Source organism: Aidingimonas halophila, from assembly GCF_900106955.1.
GTDB classification, from domain to species: domain Bacteria; phylum Pseudomonadota; class Gammaproteobacteria; order Pseudomonadales; family Halomonadaceae; genus Aidingimonas; species Aidingimonas halophila.
The window spans coordinates 276,550-299,126 of record NZ_FNNI01000001.1; the positions used below are offsets into that span (position 1 = coordinate 276,550).

Consider the following 22,577-nt stretch of genomic DNA (forward strand, 5'->3'; position numbering starts at 1 on the left):
TTCCTTCTTGAAGAGGCGTCATCACATCAGGCCAATGTTTCCGCCGTGACATTCGGCGCGGCCTGATCGGTTGCTGCCATATGGCGGTTGAGAGCACTGACCACTCCCTTCATGGACGCGCTGGTGATACTGCCGTCGATACCGACACCGAATACGGCCTTGCCATCGAGACGCACCTCGACATAAGCAATGGCCTCGGCGTCCGACCCCTGACCCCGGGAGTGTTCATGGTAATCGATGATCTCGGCATCGACACCGTTGGCCGCCAGCGCCTTGATGAAGGCTGCCAACGGGCCATTCCCCTCTCCGACGATCGTCCGACGCTCGCCATGGATTTCGACATCCGCCTCCATTCGTACATGAGGGCTGTCAGGGTCGGAGGAGAGGCGATGGGAAATCAATTTATAGGGCTGATCGGCATCGAGGTATTCGTCTGCGAACGCCTGGAATATCATCTCCGACGTAATCTCTTTCCCGGTACGTTCCGCCACTTCCTGAACTACCTGGCTGAACTCGATGGACAGTCGGCGGGGAAGCTCGATGCCGTGCTCCTGTTCGAGAAGATAGGAGACGCCACCCTTGCCGGATTGACTGTTGACCCGTATCACTGCCTCATAGCTACGCCCCACGTCCATCGGGTCGATCGGCAGATACGGAACATCCCACATGGCCTCAGGATGCTTGCGACGCTCGTTCATCCCCTTCTTGATGGCATCCTGATGCGAACCGGAAAAGGCAGTGAACACCAGGTCACCGACATAGGGGTGACGGGGGGGCACCGGCAACTGGTTGCAGTATTCCACTTCGCGCATGATGGGTGTGATATTGGAAAAGTCGAGCCCCGGATGAACGCCTTGCGTATACAGATTCATGGCCAGGGTGACGATATCCACATTACCGGTTCGCTCGCCATTGCCGAACAACGTCCCCTCGACCCGATCGGCTCCTGCCATCACTGCCAACTCGGCGGCCGCGATACCCGTACCCCGATCATTGTGGGGATGCACACTGACGATCAGACTCTCCCGGTTTCTGACGTTACGACAGAACCATTCGATCTGATCGGCATAGTGGTTGGGCGTTGCGATCTCGACCGTCGCCGGCAGGTTGACGATCATCGGTTTCTCGACGGTTGGTTCGTAGGTATCCATGACCGCCTCGACGATCTCCACGGCGAAGTCCAGCTCGGTCGAGGTAAACAATTCCGGTGAATACTGGAAAGTCCAGTCGGTTTCCGGGCGCTGGGCCATCAGGTCGCGGATCTGGGCCGTCGCCTCGGTGGCGATATTGACGCACTCGGACTTATCGACCTTGAAGACCACCTCGCGGAACATCGGATCCGTCGCATTGTAGACGTGAACAATGGCTTTCTTGGCCCCCTTCAGTGCATCGAAGGTCCGTTCGATCAGATGCGGACGCGCCTGAGTCAACACCTGGATCGCCACGCCATCCGGAACAAGATCATTGTCGATCAGCTCGCGCACGTAATCGAAATCGATCTGGGACGCCGAGGGGAAGCCGACCTCGATCTGCTTGAATCCTATGTCGACGAGCAGATTGAAGAATCGCCGCTTGCGCTCCAGGTCCATGGGATCGATGAGCGCCTGGTTGCCATCGCGCATATCCACACTGCACCACTGAGGAGGCGTGTCGATACGCCGATTCGGCCACTGGCGGTCAGGCAGGTCGACGGCAACAAACGGTCGGTATTTGGTTGCGGGATCGTTGAGCATCATGGCGCGGTCTCCAGGCAAAACGGCACTAGGTTCGATAGACACTAGGCACAGGGACGAAACGACAACGCCCCGGCAACAGAATGTTGGCCGGGGCGTCAAGATAACCACTGGCATCGCGATGATTCGGGCGATACGTGCCCATCATTACACTCGCGATGGCATCGTTGATAGTGATGAAAACGGTGATTGCAGACATTTCGATACCCCAGCTTACCTTGACACGATAACGCAATGCACATTGCATTGCCCGAACCCTTTACAGGTCGGTAAGTCGTAGTCGTAGGTCTAGGCTGAGTCGAAATGTCATAGTCATGGTTATAAGCAAATCAGGCGATGGCTTGCTTGTCAAGCTGATACTCTCGATACATCGCCAATGGCAGGGCATCTTGTTAGCGGCGATCGAGCTTGTCCTCCATCCGCGATAGCTGTTCCCGCAAGGATCTGACGTCCTCGCGCAACCCCTGAAGCTCGGCGGCTTCCCCCTCACCGCTTTCGAACTCGATTTGCGCCCCTTCCTTCTGCATGACGTCGAGCACGATGCCGACCATCATGTTGAGAAAGATGAAAGCCGTCAGGAACAGGAAAGTCAGGAAGTAGATCCAACTCCAGGGATAGAGCTCCATGGTGTCATAGAGCACATCCGTCCAGTCTTCGAACGTAGCGACTCGAAACAGCGTCAACAGTGCCAGGGCAATATTGCCCCATAGGAACTCATCAACGTCGGCAAACAGGAAGCTACCGATGGCGGCGTAGATATAGAAGATGATGAACATCAACAACGCCACGTAGCCCATGCGAGGAATCGACTTGACCAATGCCGCCATCAACACCCGTAGTTCCGGGATCATCGATACCAGCCGGAGAACACGGAATATACGCAGCAACCGCGCCAGCAGTACCATCTCGCTATCATTGAGCGGAACCAGACTGGCCACCACGATCAGGAAATCGAAGACATTCCAGCCACTGCGGAAGAAATCGCGCAACCGGCGCTCGGCAGCCATGCGCACCAGAATCTCGGCCAGGAAGAACAGCGTCACTGCCCAGTCGAAATAATAGAGCACCTGTTCGAAGCGGCTGGCTTCATCGTAGGTCTTGGCGCCGATCAACACCGCCGAAAGGATGATGATGGCGATGACAAACGCCTCGAACAGCTTGTTGGCACGCAGCCGCTCGAAGCGCGACTGCCAGATATCCAGGGTCTCGCTCATGATGACTAAACCAAACTATCTATTTGATATTTTAGGGATTTTAACAAGCAAGCCTGTGCTATAACCTTCTTTGAGATAAGCGCCACGACCCACCTTACGTACAATCCTACGTACAATTTCCGCATACCGGAGCCGCGATACTACCATGTCGCTTACAGGTGTCATCACTACCCTATCCGAATCAAGCATCTACGGGTGCTTTTCCCGTGAATTAGCTTGATCCCGGTATGGTCTGGTCAGCATTTCAAACGTAGCCAGGCCTGTCATGAAGCTTACCTCCTTCAAAACTTCGCCTGGGCTGGCAAGCCTACACAAGCATGACTAATCTCACCTTGAGGGTTATCCCTCAACTACCACAACTGACTGGAGGGTAATATGGCTAAGGCCCCAATTGGCACTACAGCACGCACGGGTGAGAACTGCCCAGAAAGTGGAGTATGGAGAAGCCAGGACGCTGCGAGTACGACCGCCCCCATTGCAAAAGGCAATAGGATGCCTCCTCACAATGATAAAGCTGTGACCTGGAAGCTAGTCCAATATGCATAACGGAGGCCGACCTTAAAGCGCCTCGGCCCTTAATGCCGGGGCGCTTTAAGCAGCAACGAGTCGGACACGGGCCTGTAGGAAATCTCGATCAATCCGGCACATTGTTGTCATCGTCATAAACTCGGGCATCGTAATTGATCGCAGTCACATTGACTCGCTCGAAGCCGCGAGGACTGATCGCCTGCACCAACACCGGGAATCTCCAGCGCTCGATGGTGCCGAAATAGACGTGAGGCGGTTCCTTTTGCGGGTCGATCTCAGGCACTGGATCACCGTCATGGGCCGCTAGAATCTGATAATCGTCCGCGCCTGGCTCTGCAGGAAATGGCCCCGCCAGAGTGCCGTCAGGACGACGCCATGCCACGACGTGATCGGCATCACTGCCCCAATCCATTGGCTCACTCACGACCAGCAGATACTGCTCACCCTCATCGGCAACCATCTGCAGGATGCTCGATTGCCCGTATCCCGGCACATCATCGATCACCGCGTCATAACTGAGATAGCGGCTGTTGAGCGCATCAAGCTCGGTGGCAAAGTCGTACTCCCAGCGCCGGTATTTCAGTTCGCGCCGGCGACGCATCCCGATACGCCATGCCCTTGTTCGGCTCGTCACCCCCTCAAGCGTCACTTTCTCCGCTCTTACGCCCTGGTCGCCCGGCAGCCGACACTCGACGGTTTCCTCTGTCCATGAATCCGACGACACAAACTCGACATCCACGCCATCCGCATCATCCGGGCGGGGCGCTTGAGCCTTGCGCGTCGGCGGTGACAGCATATTTTGCTGCGAGTACGGGTGCTCGATCTCCTCACGCGGCTCGTCACGTGCGGGTCGCAATCGGCCGGCATCGATGGTCAGCTCGGCCATTCCGGCACGTAGGCAGCGGTTGATGCTTTCTTTGACGGTTGAGTCGTCCTTGGTCACGAAATCGAAAAAGTCGCCGCGTGCCTGCCAGGTATCGTCGAGCCGTTCAAGCTCATCGAGATCGAGCTCGTCATCGGTATAACCCACACTCTTGGCGATATAGGCAAACCAAGGCGCGATATCGCGCGTAGCTTGTGGCTCCGTCCATCCGTCGCCGTCTCGCACCGGCAGCATCCGTGTCGACACGACCGAGATCTGATTTTCGGTCTGTGAAGCAATCGTGTCGGAGCCGTAGACCGTCATCGCCAGTGTCGTCACGCCCTCGTATGAGGTTTTGTCAGGCAGCCGGGAGCGCAGGCCATACCACTCAAGCTTGTCGAGCGATTGCGTCGACGTATCTTCCTGGCTCGTCCGCCGTAGCCGGACCTCGGGCGTCATCTGTGAACCGAAATTCGTGGAGAACGTCCATCCTAGCTGATCGCGTGATTGCCCGATCAGCGTCTCTGTGACCGACGTCCAAGCGGTGTCCCCGTAGTTGCGGTATTGCAACTCGACATTGCGCGAGCGAGAGAGGATCGCACCATCATCGGCTATGCGTCCCAGACCGCTCGGTGCAAATATATCCCACTCGATACGGCTCGTTGTCTCGTTTTCCGGGCAGGCGAGATAGGGGCCGAGCCAGTCCGAGTTGAGGTCGTCGGTATCGACAGAGATCTCAAAGTCGCTGGTCGAGCCCTCTGCAAACCCACTCCAGCCAGTGTCGATCGAACCATCGGGATTCGTGCGAGAGACGATCAATCCCCGGCGCGTGGTGTACGACTCATCGCTGCCGTAGTTGCCCTTCGTGATATTGGCAATGCCGGCAGTAACGTTTGTCAATTCACTGAGGCTACCGTCTACCTCAATCTCTGTCGCGGTGATGTTGAGCACGCCATATTGCCCGGCATTCGGCGTACCGAATACCTCGATGGTATCGCCGATCTCGATGTTGAGCCCGGCGAATCCGCCCTCATTGGCACTTATCGTCTGCGCGACATCACTAAAACTCACCTGCCAATACTGAATGATGGCATCGATGATATAGCGCACACCGGTGATATCCACGGCTACGCTGTACTCGTCGGGCTCCAGAAACGCCTGAGGCTCGCCACCGGTCGAGTCGAGCGTCATCCCATCGGGGTCGCCGGAAACGATCTCGTTGATAACATAGTTGCCGTCAATCGCGGTGTCGCCGCGTATTGTGATGGCGTCACCGTCACTCAGGCCACTGAAATCGCCCTGGAGAATGTCGCGCAGATAGTTGTCATTCTCGTCTTGCCCGCCATCGATCACGATCACGTCAGCGAACAGATCGACGATCAAGCGGAAACCGGTCTCCCAGTTCTGCGGGATCGTGCCTGACCCGCTCGGCAGCGTGATCGCCTGACCGCTGAAGTTGGCCGCACCGGCATTGAGCGCTGGGGTGACGACGTTGCCGCGATTCAGGCGAAGCCCGCTTGACCCTGTGCTGGGGCCGACCTCGGGCGCGTTGAACCAGTTGCGGTGTGCCTGGTGGCCGCTCACATTCTCGCCGGGATCGAACACCTGATAATCGACATCCTCGCCGAGCGATTCAATCGGTGTCGAGCCAATGCGGATCTCCATACCGTCACGGCTGAACTGTCCCTTGCCGATGCACAACAGGATATCGAGCGCCTGGTTTCGCTTATCGACGAAATAGCGGCGGGGCGCCGTCAGATAATCCGGCATACGCCGGTACCGACCAGCCTGCTCAGGAATTACATCGCCCAACTTGGGCTGGTTGCCTTCGGCAGTTACCTCGAGCAACTCGCGCCCGCGCTGCGATGACTGGTTACGCTGGCTGGGCATCGACGGCTTGAGCAGCAACGTTGCCGCCACTGCCGCCACGCCCGCGACCACGGCGGCGATCAGCAGCTCGGGGCCGCCTTTTGGCTGGGGGCGAATCTCGACACAACTATCGCGATCAATGCGGGTGGCTGACCACGCGCACGGCGGCACAACGTGCCCGTCTACAGCGATACTGATCGGCGGAACGTCTCTCGGTTCGTATCCCTCGACATGCGCGTACAGCCACTGCTCAACAGTAACGCCGCTAGACTCATGGCGCTCCATCGGCTCGCCCGGCAGGTTACTGGGATAGACGAGTATCTGGCCCATGCGGGCTCCTATGCATAATAGATAATGGTCAGGTACTGGCGTTCGAATGCGGCCACTGAGAGCCAACGAGGGCCGGTCGATGCGCTGGTTTCCAGCACGCCTCGGCGGCCATCCAGATCAACACACACGGCGACGTGCGTGCATAACGGCTCGTCACCGTGCTTTTTCCAGACGGTCGCTATCGCACCCGGCGACCATTTTTTCCCCGGTGTAAACGCCCCCGCCTCATGGCGACACGCCTCGGTCAAACCCCGCTTGTCGTCAGCGCTGATACCGCCGTAACTCGGCAGCAATGGCAGCCCGTAAACCTCATGGCGTATCGCTCGCGTGAGTCCGTAGCAGTCATACTGCCGTTGGCCTGACACGACATCGCCGCGCCCGCCATCGAGGTAGGCGCTATCCAGATAGGGTTGGAGCATAAATCAGCCGATATAACGCAGGCCCGGCGCGAACGTGGCGGTGTACCGATCACGCGGCCATGCAGTGTTGATGATGTCTTGAAAACTCGCCGTCACCTGCACCGTCGATCCCTCGAATTGCGGTTCGACGAGCACCATTTTCAGCGGCGGTTCGGCAGGCTCGGAAAGCTGGTCGGCAATGTACGAGCGATAGATCACATCGATCTGGCCACCCGCCTCCAGTGCGCGGTCGATAGCGTCCTGAGCAATGCCGGTGACATTCTCGATGGCGAACTGGAGATTCTGCTGGCCCGACGGGTCACGCGACGGCAGCGAGATATCCAGCCCCGACCCCTGAAACGTCACCTCTTCGCCGGTTTCCAGGGTGACCGTATGGTCTTCGAACCCCGTGCAGGTCAGGATCGGGCCATCAGGAAACGACGGGTGGCTGATTTCCAAGGTCGGAATCAGCACTTCATCGACCGGGGCCGAGGCGTAGAGGGTTGAGAGGATGGTCATTTAAATTTCATCTTTTAAAACATTTATGCATCGTAGAAATCATAAATTATATCTCTCACCCGAGAGCTTGATCCTGCGATCTTAGATCGAGAATAGCGAGTACCGAATACACGTATACCACCATTCCCGCCAGGGCTGGAATCATCAACATCAATATCGTAGGTATCATTTTCCAGATATCCGCCAAGCATATTGACACGTATCGCGGGTGTTCCATCGGATTCTCCCGCAACTCTGACTCCTCTATTGTTACCCTCTCCTCTGCATCCATGTAGATCAACATGTTCCAGTCCTCTGAATTGGAACCCTGTTGCGTTAGCGTCAGACCTGCATTTATCGAGCACGTTATCGTTGGCTCGTCGAGTTCCAGAATTCGTAATATCCCCGTCAAAATAGAATCCTCTATTATCAAATCCTATTGTCTGAACTTGTACAAAATCGTTTTTATAAACCCCATAATCTTCTTCGGCTTCAACTTTAACACCGTCAGTACAAGTGCCAATGTTCCTGAACAAAACTTTCTCTATAATGCACTCCCTGCAACCCTTAAGGTATAGTGCTGATTCACCTCCACCGCTAATCTCAACGTAAAGATCACGCATCGATGCACCACGTAACGGATCATTAGCATTCCCTATAATCTCGAATGTGTTTCCTGAGCCGTTATAAACAATCTTGGTACCGGAGCCATTAATGCTGCACCCATGTCCCTTAATAATGCCGCCAGATAATAATGGTAGTTTACTGTCCATTCTGATTTCGCCTTGCGGCAAAAGAAGCATACCTGGAGATGCGTAACTGTAAGCGGCTTGCAGCTCTGACGATCTATCGATATTGTCACCAGTAGTCACCCCCCACCATTGGGCGAGATAGTAACCATCAACTATCGTCTCCCATGCTCCAGAAGCACCAGTGGCATCACTATCGGGAGCAACCCACGCGCCCTCACCGGGATCGCTGCTGACCTCGGACGATCTGTCTCCCGATCTCCATCGCAATGTGCGCGCCCGCTCGGTCATGCCAATAATACATGACTGCCCATCCTCAAGGGCGCTCACAGGTATTGTTCTAAGCGCCCCTTGAGTTATCGCATGGATAGTCCGGTGGTTTAACGCTTTGGCTGTTGTTTGAGTTCCGTCGTTTAATTGTTGTGTCTGTTCAACCCACCCTTCACTCGTCGCATCCCATCGATATCGGCTGCCATTCAAGACATTCGCTTGCTGTCCGTCATTGAGGCTCGTTGTATCGTACGACTCCATATCGGAAACGGAATCGAATTTTAAAACGACATCTTTAACCTGTGTTCTCTTACCAAGCGCAGCATTAAGCGATTCATTACCTGAATTAGTGCTAACGGATACTAGATCACCGCCCTGACTAGCATCACCCAATTCCTGACGTAAATTCGCATCTCCCACCGACACAAACCGAGTCTCATCATCACCATCCCACGTACCTGTCGTCGTGTACGGCAGATCAAGATCGGCTTTCGCGCGGTAAAACTCACCGTCCTTGGTGAATATCTCGTTGCGGGCCTCGATATCAAGCGGACCATCGGCATCGTAGTCCTCGTATGCGCCATCCGTACCGGTACCGACATACCCACTATTCGCCAGAAAATCCTGAAAATCTTGCTCCATTCCCCACCAGGTCTTGCGATCATTGCCTAGCCGATCCTTGTGCGACCTTTCGCTCTGGTTGTTCGTGAGCTCATCGAGGTTTTGCGCGTTGTCGTAAAGGTCGCGCGCGTCGGTGGAGCCGATCTCGTTGCCGGTGTTGAATTTCGTCATGGTCATACCTCAAACGAAAAACCCCGCTCGAGGGCGGGGCAAGGAGGATTTGAAATTGTGGGTGTCAGTCAGCAGGCCACTCGCGGTTCATGGCCTGATCGAAGATGGATTGATAGAGAATGAAATTGGGCAGATGGATCACATAACTGCTATCCACGGTCTGGCGTTCGCGGATTTCGAGCTCGGCGCTTATTCGCCAGTGCCCGATCCCGAGTAAATCCGGGCCGTCATACATGCCGGCAAAGCGCGCCACATACGGCTTGAGGCCGACCGGCGTCTTGATCGTGACGTTGAACCACGCCGCGCCGTCGCTGATAGCGTAGCGAAACCAGCCCTCGAACAGCTGCGCTTCGACTTCGGATAGCACCCAGGAAACGCTGACCGTTGTCGGCACCGAGGTGAACCGTCGGCGCTGGCGGGCGCGACCGCTGGCCAGCTCGGTACGCAGCAGCGGTGATACGTGCTCCAGGCCATACCCCTCGCGCTGCGGCAAGGGTAGGTCAGCGGGGAAATCGATATCTGCCATTATTTGCCCTGTGTGCTAAGCCCGTATTTGCGCGACAGCGCGCCATGCACTCGGCCATCGCCGAAGATGTCGGCCACGACAACATCAACGATATGACGCCCGTCCTGGTCCTGCCGACGTTGGGTCTGTCCCGCTCGGGAGGAATCCTCGATGAGATTGATAATGGGCGCATCCGATCCCGAACCATGACCCTCTTGGCTGGCCAGGAAGCCATCGAGCTTATCGGACTGCGGTGAGCTCATGACGCGCTCACCCTTATCGAGCAACCAGGTGCCTTCGTTGGGCACATTGTCGATACCGTCGTGCGCCATGCCAGAAAGGCTACCGAACGATGCCATGCCCTGGCTGAGCGCCATGGTTGAAGCAATACCGGTGGCAGCAGGTGCCGCATTACCGCCTAGCGTAGCGAGCGAGGCGAGAGCCGCCGCCGGGGCGTAGGCAGCGGCAATGGATGACCCCGTTGTCGCGGCCTGGGTGACGGCCTGCGTCTGGCCTTGGCGACCTACCAGCATTTGCACAGCTTGATACGCCAGCCACTGCGCTGCCATCTCGCCCAACGCCCTGACCAGGGTCCGCGATACCCCGTCGAGCAGGCTGTACATCGCATCGCCGAAATTTTCGCTGTCGAAGATCATCGACTCGAAGGCTTCACCAAAGCCGCGTTGGAACGATTCCGCCGTATTCGCCGCCATGGCATCGAAATCGGTGAATGCCGTTTCCGCACTTTCCAGCCAACGATCCCAGCCCGACTGCTCTTCATCCATGCCGGACATGTCACGCTGGCCAATCTGCCCACCGAAGCCGCCTTCCAGACCACCCGGCACACCCATGCCTTGGCCATAGGCATCAGAGGGAGAACGGTCGCTAAGCACAGATTCACGCAACCGCTGCTGGGCTTCTGCAAGGTCATCCACGGCCCCTGCTGCATCGGCCTTGGCGAGAAGTTCCATGTCCTCGCGGAACTCTCGCTGCGCAGCGATAACGGGGTATAGCTCATCGATCAGCGATTCATAAGATTCTCGCTGCTTCTCAAGCTCCTCGCTCGTTTCACCGCCACCCAACGCCGTTCCACCAGGGTCGCTGAGCATCGAGCCATTGCGGTATTCGTCGGCGATCTGTTGGCGCTTGCGATCAACGTCATCCAGGTAGTCAAGCAATCCCTCGCTGGGAGGTGGCGCACCGTAGGCCTCAGCAAGATCCTGCCTAGCTTCTTCCGCAAGTTTAGCGATCTCATCACGCGCCGATCTGACATTCTGCGCGTAACCGGAATCCGAGAAACTGTCGATCAGGGGAATATCATCAATCCCCGGGATCCGGTTAAATCCGCTGATGACATCATTGATGCCGCCGGCAATGAAATCCAGCGCCCCGGTAGCCGCATTCGTGATCTCTGCAAACACGGCGGTATAGGCCTGGCCCATGGTATAGGCGAAGGTGCGCAACGCCTTGGCGGCTAACAGGAATTTGTCAAGGGCATCGAGAACGGGGGCAGTGCTTTCAACGACAGTGCGCAGAGATCGGCTGAACGCTTCACCGAAATCATCGGCACTGTCCACGCCCTCACTCAACTCGTCAGCGACCACGCTCAGATATGGTGCTAATTCAGCGGCCACCACATCGCTCATGTTGCTCATGATGCCGGTGATGCGATCAAACTGCCTGCCGAATTCCTCAAGTTGAGCGATATCCAGATCACTGAGCACCAATCCCAGTTGATCCGCCTCGTTGGCCATCTCCCGGAATCGTTCACCCCCATTGCGCAGTAGAGGAATCAATGCCGTGGTGTCGCTAGCAATAGCCTCCAAGTAGAAGGTCATGTCTTGCTGAGACAGATTGGCACGCTCCAGACTGTCGTAGTAGAGCTGTAGAGCCTGAGGGCCTGATAAGTCCCGGAATTGTTGAGCTGTTACTCCAATCTGGGGGGCGATATTCTCGAAGAAATCCGCCATTGGCCCGCCGCCAGTGGCGAGGAAATCACCGACGCGATCATTGACATCCTTGAGGATATCAGCAAGCTTGCCTTGCTCGACGCCGACGGTCTGCGCGGCATACGCGTTTCGCTGAAACTCCTGGGTACCTGCATTAGCAAGCTGTGCCTGGTTGCGCAGTTCGCGCGCATTACTGGCCGCATTTTGCGTGAATGCGACCAACGATCCACCGGCTGCCGTTGCCGCGGCTGCCGTTGCCGTAATGACAGAGGATGCCCTTCGCACGGACCTGGCAATTTCAGACATATCGCGCTTAGCAGCACGCTGGGCCTGATTCATCGGCCCAGTGAATCCCCCGATTTTAGCAACAAGATCGAGGGTGAGCTGCCCAAGTGAGCGAACGGCCATACCATCTCCTGGCAAAAGAAAAGCCGCCCGGCGGCGGCTTATTCGGTCTGTTCGGTAGGGCCGTCAGGCGGCCCTGTTTCCTGCGATTGATATCCCCATAACAGCAATATCGCTAGTACAGCGATCACCGCTATCCACACCCTGGCGCGCGACAAATGCGCTGACGATTCCTCGATACTACGCGGCTGACGTTCTTCACCACTTGGCGAACTGACCGATCCGGGTTGACGAGTCATCGCCCACACCAACGCGACAACCCAACCAATCAGCGTCCATCCCAGCAATAGATTCAGCACCGTTATGGCAAGCGTGTTGTGGTGCTGCCGCGCAGCTCCGACGATCGTTGGCAACATATAGCCACCGACCATGACAATAAGCAGAACCAGCGATTCCATGGCAATTCCTCCTGGTAGTCATGTCCATTACGCTAATTCATGGTTCCACCTATTTCCATAACTCCATAGCCTTTTCCAACGAGACCGGAGCCTCTTCCTGATGCGGCATAAAGTCGATCAGCTTGTAACCACCTTTCTTGCTGTTCACGTTCGCGAGTATCGAAGCGATAAGCGCCCCGGCGTGCTCGATTCGCATGCCGGTATGCAGGCTGCCACGCTTGTTGCGAAATGCCACCCAGCGAGTGAACTCATGATATGACATTCGTTCCTGGGCCTCGGCGACAGTGCAGCCGCCGATGCCATGCATCACGAGCTCGTGCCAGAATTCTTCTTCTTCGCCGAGCGGCTCTGACTCTTTCCCTGGCCGGACGCCCGACCGATCACCTCCAGCAACGCGATGGTCAGCGCGTGATTCAGCGGGCCGCGATCGGGATCGGATTCCCCCGTGATGTCCCCGGCAGCAAATACTGGCTCGCCTGCCTCGTTACAGATACTGGCAGCGATTCGAGCGGCGAGCGGGTCTGTATTCTCACGGCTGGCGACAACCTCAGAGACTGCTGTCTTGTACGACATCGGCCGAACATAAACGGTCGCGCTAAGCGTTTCGCCGTCTTGTTTCCATTCCACCGTCTCTTTAACTAGCCCAACGGGAGCGAACGCCCCCATCTTGCGCAGGCTATCGATATTCAAGTCCACAAGGTCTCTCCTTAGGTAGTTTCCTTCGGAATCCATTCCGAGCCACCGGAGCGCTGAATAGTCGCTTCAGTGCTCACCACGCTGTTGAGCTGGAAATCGAACGGGAAGTCTGAGATGTAACCATCAAAGGTGTACCAGGTACGATCGCCCGGCAAATCGAAATCGCCATTACTATCCACCGTTGGCTCACCCGTACCGTCGGACCAGCCAATCGCCCACTTGAGCGTGGGTGGCGGGTTCTCCTGCGAAAGTTCATGCATCGTGACATGGCTTGGATTGGCCGGATCAGCATTCACGCCAAGCGTTGCCTCGCCCGGCGTACGCAGCCCGGGTTTGTAGTTGCGCTCGAAATCCTCCAGACAGGTATCCTCGATCTGTTCAGCCGGGTTGCCGCCGGGATTGAAACTGGTGGCACACTCGACTTTCACCACTTCAGGCGTGGACTGCGTCGGGTCAATGAAAAAGACGTTGGTGCCTTGAGAGAGTACTGACATGGTATTACCCCCTGGATGGGACATGAAAAAGCCCGCACGTAGGCGGGCCAGGTTATTGGTTGGTTGTCAGCGTCAACGAGGAACGAACCAGTCCACGTCGAAACTTATGCGCCGGTGACCAGTATCATCATCCGTTTCCTGCGCTCCCCAACGCGTGATGTGAGCCTGCATTTCGATGGCATCGCGTAGCGCCTCGGCCACATCAGTGGCGCTGTTTCCTGTATCGGCATAGATATCCACCTGCAGGCTGAATGAATCCATGTCCGGGCGGGTGCCCAAATAGTTTTCCGGCCCCCCGCCTGGAATCATTTGCCACACCGCATAGGGCAGATCGACATCCTGCGGGGCCTCGCCCCAGGGGAATAACCGAGTGGGACTGCTGCCCAATAGATCAGTGACCGAGCTATCAGCAACGCAGACAGCAAAAATCGGTGGATACATTATCGTCCTCTGTTCGCCCGACGTATGGCACGGACCAACGCTTTTTCGAATTGGCTTATATACTCGCCGGTAGCCGGTTCGATACTCTCTTCCATCGCTGTTCGCATGAACGGATCAGCCGGCATCTTCTCGGTACCGAACTCCTTGAATCGCCAATAATAGGTATCGCCACCGGGATGCCTGGAATTCCTCGCCTTGGAGGTCGACCCCCCCAACACACCCACGGACATTTTCATGTCGCCGGTCTGGCGGAAATGCTTGCCGTCATAACGCACCACGATGTTGTCGGCGATGCGTTCAGGTGTGGCAGGGTCATCAATTCGTTCGGCTCCGGATCTGGCCTCACCACGCACAATGTTGGCGGCCTTCCTCAGTGCGAATCGGTTTGCCTTTTTGCGTGGCAGCTCTTCGACCTGCTTCATCCTGGCCAACGCAGGATCCAAGCCGCGTAGCTCAAAATTCGTCTGCATTACCATCGTTCAGATCCAGCGTGATGCCACCATTTCCGGCGGCCAAAAAAGTCACCACCACTTTGGTCACCTCGAATGGCTCCTGAATCAACTCAACATGAGCTTGGCTTTCCAGCATCTCACCGGTCTCTGCATCGTGCAGCGCAACTTGGCCGTCTTGGCTCCGACGCAATACAAGACGCCGGAACCGGGATAATTCACTGTCCATCATTCACGCCCTCTGAAACAGGCAAGGTGATGTAGTGCAGGCCACTCTTCGGGTCCGGCAATACACCATGGATGTCATAACGTTTGCCCCGGTAAATGAGGCGCATATTCGGCGCAATATCGGCGCGATGGCGCATCACGATGCGTGCCGTTACCTCGCTTTGTGTCGACTGTGCAGCGATGAACTCACGCGCGGAAAGCGGTTCAATGCTGGCCCACACCGTGTCCACCAGTGCCCAGCCGGGCTCCATCTCGCCGGTGTCCGGGTTCTGCACCTTGGCGGGCTTCTCCAGGCGCACCCGGTGGCGTAGCTTGCCGATCTGCATCTATACCCCCAGCCCCACGCGATAGAAGTGCAGCAAGTTCTGCAGAGTCTGATTTTCCTGGATGATCGAGCCGACGATGTGTTGCTCACGGTTCTCGAAATACTCGGCGACTAGGATCAAGAGCGCCTGCTCCACCGAAGCCGGAAAGATCGCCTCGGAGCTGCTGGTGTCTTCATCGTCCCAGGGAATCGGCCGCCCGAGGTACTGCGAGGCGTGGTCGACGGCCACGGCCAGCAGGCGCTCGAGCTCGGCGTCGAGTTCGGAATCCGGGTCCGGGTCCAATCTCAAGTGCGTCTTGAGGGTCTCGAGGGGGATCAGCATAGCGGCGGTATCCAGTTGTTTCGGGAGCTATCTCGGGCGGCCCAGGGACGTGGTTGCCCGTGAAAGCAGACGACGCGGGCACCGGCCGGGACGCCCTGCCGGCAGTGCGCCTTGTAGCTGACCACTTGGCCCGGGGCCACGTCCTGCCAGCGCTGCACGTCATCGCCCAGCACCCGGCCCAGGAAACCCTGGTCGCCGAGAGTGCCGCGGCCGCCCCGGCGGCGCATATGGCCGGCGGGATCGCGGCACCAGGCCTCCCAGACCCGCGCCTTGTCACGCTCGGCGATGTACATCAGCCCGCTGGCCGGGCGCTCCGGCCAGTAGAAATCCGAGAGCATCGTCGTCCTACCTCCGGCGGCATCGATCAATGGCTGCAGATCGCCGCGCACCACGGTGTCGAGATCCAGGTAGAGCAGGTCGCCCTCGAGGTCCGGCCGGAACAACTCCATCTTGGCCCACCAGCCGGGCCAGCCGTGGCGCAACGGGATATGCGGCACGCCCCGGACCTTCACGTCGCTCAGGCAATGCAGCTTGCTTTCCTTGCCGACCAACCACTGCAACAGGTCGACCCTGCCGGCCAGCCACTGCACGTGGGCCGGGGTGTACTCGCCGCCGCTGCGCAGCACGCAGATGCGCCTGACGTTTTGACTATCCATGGATCCGCTCCATCACCCGCGCATGAAAGGCGTGGTTGGCGGCCCGGCACTCCTCCAGGGTGGGGTAGTGCCAGCCGTAGAACTTGCGGCCGGTGGGCCTGACCTCGACGCAGCGGCCCAGCCAGCTGGCCCAGAGCATGCCGTGATAGCTGGAGGTCACCACCGTCTCGCCGCGGGCCAGGTGGCGGATGGCCGCCGCCAGGCTGGGCAGGTCATTGTTGACCGCCATCGGCGCGAGCTCGGCGTGGCCGTACTCCACCACCGCCTGAGTCGGCTCCGGCGGATTGTCGAACAGCGGCGACAGGCACGAGGGGTCGGGCACCCAGTGCACGCCCCGCGGCACCGGCCAGTCGCGGCTGCCGGCCAGCCGGAAGGCCGCATAGCTGGGGTGCACCGGCGAGCCGTGAGCCCAACGCTCGGTGGTACCGCCCGCCCACAGGATCGAACGACCAAGCGGAGCGATGCGGGCGGCCTGACGGGTCAGGCAGCCACCGCCGAAGATGTACCAATCGGCTGCCGGCAGCGGCTCTGTCATCGGGTGCCGCTGCCCCAATGGTAGGTAGTGCGCCGGAGCGCATACCTCGTCGCCGATGTTACCCAGCCCGCCGTAGTGAACGTTGACGATCCTCGGCAAGTTCGTCCTCCAGGCGGCCTCGGGGCCACATATCCAGCGCCGTGGCGCGGCTGCAGTTGATCACCTCGACGTCGTAAAGCCGGTCTCGCGCTTCTTCAAACTGCCCGTAGAACTTGGGTAGCGATACCGCGTTACCCAGGCCATTCCGGTGATTGCCATGCCAGTGGCGCTTGCCGTCCGGCGCGTACTGGCAGTCGTATCCGAGCAGAACGATGCGCGTGGCGCCACGATGGCGGGCCAACAGCATGGCACCCGCACCGGAATTACCTCCCTTAGGGGCGTTGGTGCGAGTGGCTCTCAACACATTCCCCGCCACCGTTACGCATTCACCGTCGAACTGAGGCTGCATTACCTGCCACCACTTGCGATCCATGGCGTAAAGCACATCTGCCCAAGGGCACAATTGATACGTATTGTTGACGACAATTACTTGCCGCTTCCGCCCTTCTGGGTCCCTCGTTTTCCGCCACGCTTTGACGCGCCGGCAGTCGTCTGCCGTGAGGCTCGGCCCTGAGGCGATGCAGACGAACGTTGCGCCGGGGCCTTGGCGGGGTCCGGCAGGATCCTCACCAGCCCGGCACGTGACAGATCCTTGGCGGTTTGGTCGGATGCGGACCACTGCGCGCCGCGCCGACGCGGCCCGTGGTGGTCGAAGCCAGTAAGCGCTTCAACAGTTGGCATAAAGGAGCCCTCATAAAGACGGGGCCCGACGTCAGCCGGGCCCCGCGGTTCACTTACCCAACGGATCAGGCACCGCTGGAGGAGATGGTCAGATCGCCTTTGACGAAGGCCTCGGGACGGTACGCGGTCAACGCCACGCGCTCTTCGCAGAGGATGGTGACCATGTTCTTGATGAAGTTGTCCCGGTCTTCGGTAGAGACGGTGACCGAGGCGTCTTCGCGGTCCCAGCCCTGGGCACCCATCTGGAAGGCGCCGGCCAGGAACTCGTCCTGATCCAGCGACTTGGTGGCCACCACCGGCAGGCCCCACAGGGTCGGCCCGTTGACGGCGTTGGGGTTGGCCCAGATGTAGCGGCCCTGGCTGTCCTTCTGCAGTTCGATGCTTGTCCAGTCGATCGGGTTGAGCACCAAGCCGTCGGCGGCGTACTCGGCCAGTTGCACTTGCAGCATGGCGATGCGCAGCCGGTCGATCTTGGTGTCGCTCTCGACGTCGACCCCTGGGTTGGCGTAGGTGGACGCCTGGGTGTAGAGGCCATTGATGTTGAGGTCCACGCCGCTACCCTTGAGCAGTTGGGTCTCTTCCTTAAGCTTGAGCCCGTAGCGCAGGCGGCCGTCGATGTAGCTCTGCAGCATGCCGGCGTCACTGAGCACCTGCCGAGAGGCATGGATCCAGTGAGCGATAGTCGCCACGTTGGCCGAGGTCAGCTCAAAGTTCAGGTCACTCTCCGGCTTACCACTGGAGGGGTTCTCCGAAACCACATCGGCGCTGTTGGTGAAACCGGTCTCGCGCACGTACTCGATGGAGTTCGACTGCACGCGGCCCCAGTTCAGCAGGTCGCGAATGAATAGGCGCTGTTGACCGGGAGCGATGATACCTGGCTGCCGTTCGGGGGCGGCGATCTCGCCACCGGCCTCGGTGGTGGTCAGGGCCTGCTGAACGCCCACGGTGAACGACCCCTTGCCCCCCTGGGCGAGCTGCGCCGCCCGATTGGCATACTCATCGGACTGAGCGACATGGGCACCCATGGTCAGAACCTGACCAGCCGTACCAGGAGCGTTGTTGGCCAGGGCTTGCTCGGCCGCTTCCAGGCGAGCATTCAGTTCGCCCTGGGTAGTCAGCAACTGATCGACGCGTTCCTTGGTCTCTTGGGATAGCTCGCGGCTTTGTTTGATGGCCTCCTGCGATTGCTCGGCGAACTGCTTGAGCTCATCGCCCACTTTCTTCAGGTCCGCCTGGACCTGTTTGTATTCCTGCTCGACGTTGACCGTCATGGGAGGTACTCCTTGAAGTTCAAGTTTTCAGTGATACGCAGCGCGGGTTCTGCGTCGATCTCGAGGTCGACAGCGTGATGCGTGTCGGTCGCGGCAGCGCTGGGCGTACCACCGCCGGCAGCGCTGGGCGTGCCGGACTTGAGTTCTTGCATCAGCTCGCGACGGCGGCTGCGCGGGATGCCGGCCTTGGCCATGGCCAGGTCGAGCTCCTTGGCAGCGGTGCGGTGGGCAGCCTGGGCACCTCCCTCTTCAACCTCGTCGGCATCCAGGAAGGTATCGGCCCAGCCGGCGTCCACAGCCTGTCTACCGCCGATCCAGGTCTCGGCGTCCAACTGGGCGACGATGGTGTCCTTGGCGATACCGGTGCGTGCCTGGTAGATATCGACGGACGCCGCGTCGAAAGGCTCGAGCCAGTCGGCGATCTCGCGCAATTCGAGCCGGTTGCCGATCACCAGCACCCAGGCGTTGTGCACCATCAGGAAGGCCGCGCGGCCGATGCGGATTTCATCACCTGCCATGGTGATCACTGAGGCAGCCGAGGCGGCAAGGCCCATCACATTCACGTTCACCTGGCCATCGTGCTCGCGGAGCAGGTTGTAGATCGCCAACCCTTCGAAGAAGTCGCCGCCCGGCGAGTTGATGTTCACGTTCACCGGGTTGCCTTTCCCGATGCTGCGCAGAGCGCCTGCAATGCGTCTGGCCGTGACCCCATCGCCAAACATGTCCTCGCCGATGGGGTCGTAGATGGTGATAGTGTTAGCGTCGTCATCCAGCGCGGAGCAGATGCCGGGGTTCCAGGCCTGTAGCGCCCGCGGTGAAAGATCGTGTTGGATGCCCGCGCGCGGACGTGCCGCCGGCGCAGCAGGCAGCGTCATGAGTGTCATAAGGTGGCTCCGTTCAGTCTTGGTCAGTATTGCTTTGCTGGCTCGGCTGACCCTGATTCAGCCAGGCAGCGAGGGCAGCACGGGCAGTGTCACCATCATTGGCCTGGCCAAGGCTATCCAGGGGGGCCATGGCGGTCTGCACGGTAAGCACGTCAGCGTTACCGCCGCGAGTGGGCAGGTTCTCAAGCTGGCGAACCTCATCGCGCGTCATGATGCCGTGGTCAACCATTACGCTGTAGAAACTGGCCCGGGCAGCGCTGTCGGCGCGCAGCAATCCCTCGATCGAGAATTCGGCGTAAAAACGTCGCTGATCCTGTGGCGACAACAGGTTCTTGTTGATCGCCTGCTCAATGCGTGTCAGCCAGGGGCGCAACGTAAATGTCAAAAAGCTGATCAGCTTTTGCTCGAGGCCGGTGCCCCAGTTCGAATCCTTGTTGCCATGACCGACCATCGAGGGGTCAACGCGGAACCAGCGGCACACCTCTTCAACCGAGAAAGAGCGCGATTCAAGCAGTTGGGCATCACTGGGTTTGATGCCGATATTCTTGGCATCCATGCCCCCTTCCAGGAGCGGGGACTCGCCGGCATGTAACGCACCACTTATGTCTTTCAGGTTTTCGCGAAATTCGTCTCGCTGTTCCTTCTTGAGCACCTTCTCCATCGTGAATGCGACGGTCGGCGCCAGGCCGCGTTCGAATGTCCCGTTTGCCGCATTAGCCGCTGCCAAGGCCGACCCGAATACACTGGCACCGTACTGGATCGTCGACAGCCCCCACTTGCCATCCAGCGAAAACCCGGGAATGTGAAATAGATCGCGTTCACGCACCGGCCGCTGAGTTCCATCATCTTCGGTGTAACGCAGTTGGATATCGCCATTGGCCAATTTCGTGCCACCTAACCGGCCGGGCGAAAGAAAGCGCAGCCCGACCAGGCGACCGTTGAACCACTGTTTCTCGCTGAACCCATTGCCACGCAGCAGGATTGCCGCGGTCTTCGCCTCCCAGAACGTCGCCGGTGTCGATTCGGCATTCGGGCTACGGTTAAGAATGCCATATAGCGGGTGGTTGACCGCTCGTTGTCGACCGTCCGGTGTCCGTTCATATAGATGCAACGGCAATGTCGCCACCGCTTCCGAGACCAGCCGGGTACAGGCCCATGCCGCTGACAGCGACATCACGGTATTTTCGTTGACCTTTTGACCAGCGGCGTTAGTGCTGGACGCCCACGCTTGCCAGAACTCATTACTGGTCAGCTCTAGGGGGACCCCTAGCCAGTTGAGAATCGCCGCCTTTACACGACCCGGCTTTTTCGTCTGAATACTCATGCGATGATCGGGGCCCTTAGGAAGTCGGTGATGTCGTCGAATTCAGCCGTTTCGCCGATCGTCAGCGAAGTGGCCATTAGCCCTGCCACGATGCCATCGACACGGCCGGTTGCCTTTTTCTTGTCTACCTTGCGGTTACCTGCCGGATCCTCGGAATAGATCGCATTGGCGGCACACCAGGTCATAACCGGGTGCCCCTGGTGACGCATCTCGGCGTTGATCAGTCGACGCTCGAACTCGTCTACCGCCGGACTCATATCCTTGAAGCCCTGGCCCACGGCGACCAGCGGCGGCAGGCTCAGGCCTTCGTCGTCGATCACCGAAGTCAGCTCTTCGATCCGCCAGCGGTCGTAGCCGATCGCCTGAAGGTCGTAGGTCTCGGCAACGTCGACCAGTTGATGCAACACGTAGCGTTTGTTGATCGCCTTGCCTGGTGTCGTGTCCAAATCACCGGCTTGATGCCAGGCCAGATAGGGCACACGGTCCTGGTCGCCCTTCCTGGCCAAGCCGTCTTCCGGCAACCAGAACCACGACACCATCCGCCACACCGGATCGTCTTCACTGGGTTCAAACAACAACACCAGGGCTGTCAGATCTTGTGTGCTCGAGAGATCCAGCCCCGCCCAACAGCGTCGGCCTTCCAGCAACTCGACGTCGAAATCATCGTCTTGTGTCGCCAGCCAGGCATCCCGGCTGATAGCTGGGTTGTCAGCCTGTACCCACTGGCAGAAGTTCAGCCGCCGTACTGTAGCTTCTTTCGATGGCATGCCTCGGGCCTGGGTGACCTGCTCGCGCAGGTACTTCATGCCCGGGATGCCGTAGGGCAGCGACGGGTTAGCCTTCGCCCAACATCTTTCGTCCTCGAACGGATCGTCGCCGTCGTCCAGCGCACAAACGTAGCCGAAGAACGAATCGTCCTCTAACGCGCCGCTGGCGATCTTCACGGCGTAGTCGTGGTAGTCCCAGCACACCGTCAATCGATCAGTGCCGGAGTTGGTGATCATGAAGATCAGCGCTTGTTGCCGGCCCTTGGTGCCAGCACGCATCATTTCCACGACCATCGGCGTCTTGTGCTCGTGGATCTCGTCGAGCAGCGCAATGTGCGGCCGCGGTCCTGACTGACCATCGTCGGCGCTCACCGTGCGGAAGAACGACCCAGTCTTATGAAAGGCCAGGTTGTATTCCTTGCCTGGTGATCCACTCTTGGGAATTGCCTGAGCCAGGATCGGCGACTGATCGACCATCGCCACCGCATCGCGAAACAGTACCTGGGCCTGGTCTTTCTTCGTCGCCGCGGCGTAGATCTCGGCGCGGCTCTCGCCATCAGCAGTCAAGCCGTAGAGTCCGACCCCGGCGGCGAGTGGCGACTTGCCGGATCCCTTGGCCGTCTCGATGTAGGCAACGCGGAAGCGACGGAAGCCATCCTTGCCCTTCCAGCCGAACAGACTGCCGACGATGAACGCCTGCCAGGGCAGCACCTCGAACGGCAGGCCTTCGTACTGGCCACCATTGAGTCGCAGGATGTCCTCGAAAAAACCGATGGCGTGATTGGCCGCCTCAAGGTCCCAGTGCAACCCGCGATCCGGACCGTGCTCTAGGTCGCGCAAGTGGCGTGCGCAAGCATCGCGGACCTGGTGACCGGCGATCAGCTCACCAGCCACCACCGCCCGGG

The 22,577-nt window shown here is 58.7% G+C and carries 25 protein-coding genes; all 25 read right to left on the bottom strand.

Annotation, left to right across the window (positions count from 1 at the left end):
- Positions 1 to 26: 26 nt before the first annotated feature.
- The gene (gene leuA, locus BLW01_RS01335; RefSeq protein ID WP_092567693.1) at positions 27 to 1,736 is read right to left on the bottom strand and encodes a 2-isopropylmalate synthase; all 1,710 of its coding nucleotides are present in this window, start codon (positions 1,734 to 1,736) and stop codon (positions 27 to 29) included.
- A gap of 25 nt (positions 1,737 to 1,761) precedes the next feature.
- Complete coding sequence (locus tag BLW01_RS01340) at positions 1,762 to 1,980, bottom strand: hypothetical protein (RefSeq protein ID WP_092567694.1); 219 nt, start codon at positions 1,978 to 1,980, stop codon at positions 1,762 to 1,764.
- A gap of 145 nt (positions 1,981 to 2,125) precedes the next feature.
- Positions 2,126 to 2,947, bottom strand: coding sequence for an ion transporter (locus BLW01_RS01345; RefSeq protein WP_092567695.1), 822 nt, complete (start codon positions 2,945 to 2,947; stop codon positions 2,126 to 2,128).
- Positions 2,948 to 3,581: 634 nt separating this feature from the next.
- Entirely contained in the window at positions 3,582 to 6,536 is a 2,955-nt protein-coding gene (locus BLW01_RS01350) for a host specificity factor TipJ family phage tail protein (protein ID WP_092567696.1), read from the bottom strand.
- Positions 6,537 to 6,544: 8 nt separating this feature from the next.
- Positions 6,545 to 6,955: a hypothetical protein gene (locus BLW01_RS01355; RefSeq protein WP_092567697.1), complete on the bottom strand. Its 411-nt coding sequence runs from the start codon at positions 6,953 to 6,955 to the stop codon at positions 6,545 to 6,547.
- Positions 6,956 to 6,958: 3 nt separating this feature from the next.
- A complete protein-coding gene (locus BLW01_RS01360) occupies positions 6,959 to 7,453 on the bottom strand; it encodes a DUF1833 family protein (RefSeq protein ID WP_092567698.1) in 495 nt (164 codons plus the stop codon).
- Between the two features lie 23 nt (positions 7,454 to 7,476).
- The gene (locus tag BLW01_RS01365) at positions 7,477 to 9,243 is read right to left on the bottom strand and encodes a hypothetical protein (RefSeq protein ID WP_139243893.1); all 1,767 of its coding nucleotides are present in this window, start codon (positions 9,241 to 9,243) and stop codon (positions 7,477 to 7,479) included.
- A 64-nt stretch (positions 9,244 to 9,307) separates the two neighbouring features.
- A complete protein-coding gene (locus BLW01_RS01370) occupies positions 9,308 to 9,769 on the bottom strand; it encodes a hypothetical protein (protein WP_092567700.1) in 462 nt (153 codons plus the stop codon).
- A complete protein-coding gene (locus BLW01_RS01375; RefSeq protein ID WP_092567701.1) occupies positions 9,769 to 12,105 on the bottom strand; it encodes a BAR domain-containing protein in 2,337 nt (778 codons plus the stop codon). The genes BLW01_RS01370 and BLW01_RS01375 overlap by 1 nt, the downstream gene beginning before the upstream one ends.
- A gap of 38 nt (positions 12,106 to 12,143) precedes the next feature.
- Complete coding sequence (locus BLW01_RS01380) at positions 12,144 to 12,500, bottom strand: superinfection immunity protein (protein ID WP_092567702.1); 357 nt, start codon at positions 12,498 to 12,500, stop codon at positions 12,144 to 12,146.
- 49 nt (positions 12,501 to 12,549) lie between these two features.
- On the bottom strand, positions 12,550 to 12,807 hold the full coding sequence (locus BLW01_RS01385) for a phage tail assembly protein T (RefSeq protein ID WP_092567703.1): 258 nt from the start codon (positions 12,805 to 12,807) through the stop codon (positions 12,550 to 12,552).
- Positions 12,807 to 13,196 carry a phage tail assembly chaperone family protein, TAC gene (locus BLW01_RS01390; protein ID WP_092567704.1) on the bottom strand — a complete coding sequence of 130 codons (390 nt, stop codon included), beginning with the start codon at positions 13,194 to 13,196 and terminating at the stop codon, positions 12,807 to 12,809. The genes BLW01_RS01385 and BLW01_RS01390 overlap by 1 nt, the downstream gene beginning before the upstream one ends.
- A gap of 11 nt (positions 13,197 to 13,207) precedes the next feature.
- Complete coding sequence (locus BLW01_RS01395) at positions 13,208 to 13,690, bottom strand: phage tail tube protein (protein WP_092567705.1); 483 nt, start codon at positions 13,688 to 13,690, stop codon at positions 13,208 to 13,210.
- Between the two features lie 72 nt (positions 13,691 to 13,762).
- Positions 13,763 to 14,131 carry a tail completion protein gp17 gene (gene gp17 / locus BLW01_RS01400; RefSeq protein WP_092567706.1) on the bottom strand — a complete coding sequence of 123 codons (369 nt, stop codon included), beginning with the start codon at positions 14,129 to 14,131 and terminating at the stop codon, positions 13,763 to 13,765.
- A complete protein-coding gene (locus tag BLW01_RS01405; RefSeq protein WP_175529730.1) occupies positions 14,131 to 14,601 on the bottom strand; it encodes an HK97-gp10 family putative phage morphogenesis protein in 471 nt (156 codons plus the stop codon). Before BLW01_RS01405 ends, gp17 begins: the two co-directional genes overlap by 1 nt.
- Positions 14,585 to 14,812 (bottom strand): hypothetical protein, encoded by a 228-nt coding sequence (locus tag BLW01_RS01410; protein WP_139243894.1) that lies wholly within the window; start codon positions 14,810 to 14,812, stop codon positions 14,585 to 14,587. The genes BLW01_RS01405 and BLW01_RS01410 overlap by 17 nt, the downstream gene beginning before the upstream one ends.
- Complete coding sequence (locus tag BLW01_RS01415; protein WP_092567709.1) at positions 14,799 to 15,134, bottom strand: phage head closure protein; 336 nt, start codon at positions 15,132 to 15,134, stop codon at positions 14,799 to 14,801. The genes BLW01_RS01410 and BLW01_RS01415 overlap by 14 nt, the downstream gene beginning before the upstream one ends.
- Complete coding sequence (locus BLW01_RS01420; protein WP_092567710.1) at positions 15,135 to 15,455, bottom strand: head-tail connector protein; 321 nt, start codon at positions 15,453 to 15,455, stop codon at positions 15,135 to 15,137. It abuts the gene before it with no gap.
- Positions 15,449 to 16,111, bottom strand: coding sequence for a glycosyltransferase family protein (locus tag BLW01_RS01425; RefSeq protein ID WP_092567711.1), 663 nt, complete (start codon positions 16,109 to 16,111; stop codon positions 15,449 to 15,451). The genes BLW01_RS01420 and BLW01_RS01425 overlap by 7 nt, the downstream gene beginning before the upstream one ends.
- Positions 16,104 to 16,745 (bottom strand): glycosyltransferase family protein, encoded by a 642-nt coding sequence (locus BLW01_RS01430; protein WP_139243895.1) that lies wholly within the window; start codon positions 16,743 to 16,745, stop codon positions 16,104 to 16,106. Before BLW01_RS01430 ends, BLW01_RS01425 begins: the two co-directional genes overlap by 8 nt.
- The gene (locus tag BLW01_RS01435) at positions 16,705 to 17,118 is read right to left on the bottom strand and encodes a hypothetical protein (RefSeq protein WP_175529731.1); all 414 of its coding nucleotides are present in this window, start codon (positions 17,116 to 17,118) and stop codon (positions 16,705 to 16,707) included. Before BLW01_RS01435 ends, BLW01_RS01430 begins: the two co-directional genes overlap by 41 nt.
- 373 nt (positions 17,119 to 17,491) lie before the next feature.
- Positions 17,492 to 18,697: a phage major capsid protein gene (locus BLW01_RS01440; RefSeq protein ID WP_092567714.1), complete on the bottom strand. Its 1,206-nt coding sequence runs from the start codon at positions 18,695 to 18,697 to the stop codon at positions 17,492 to 17,494.
- The gene (locus BLW01_RS01445) at positions 18,694 to 19,581 is read right to left on the bottom strand and encodes a head maturation protease, ClpP-related (RefSeq protein WP_092567715.1); all 888 of its coding nucleotides are present in this window, start codon (positions 19,579 to 19,581) and stop codon (positions 18,694 to 18,696) included. The genes BLW01_RS01440 and BLW01_RS01445 overlap by 4 nt, the downstream gene beginning before the upstream one ends.
- 13 nt (positions 19,582 to 19,594) lie before the next feature.
- The gene (locus BLW01_RS01450; protein ID WP_092567716.1) at positions 19,595 to 20,905 is read right to left on the bottom strand and encodes a phage portal protein; all 1,311 of its coding nucleotides are present in this window, start codon (positions 20,903 to 20,905) and stop codon (positions 19,595 to 19,597) included.
- Positions 20,902 to 22,566, bottom strand: coding sequence for a terminase large subunit (locus BLW01_RS01455; protein WP_217635469.1), 1,665 nt, complete (start codon positions 22,564 to 22,566; stop codon positions 20,902 to 20,904). The genes BLW01_RS01450 and BLW01_RS01455 overlap by 4 nt, the downstream gene beginning before the upstream one ends.
- Positions 22,567 to 22,577 lie beyond the last annotated feature (11 nt).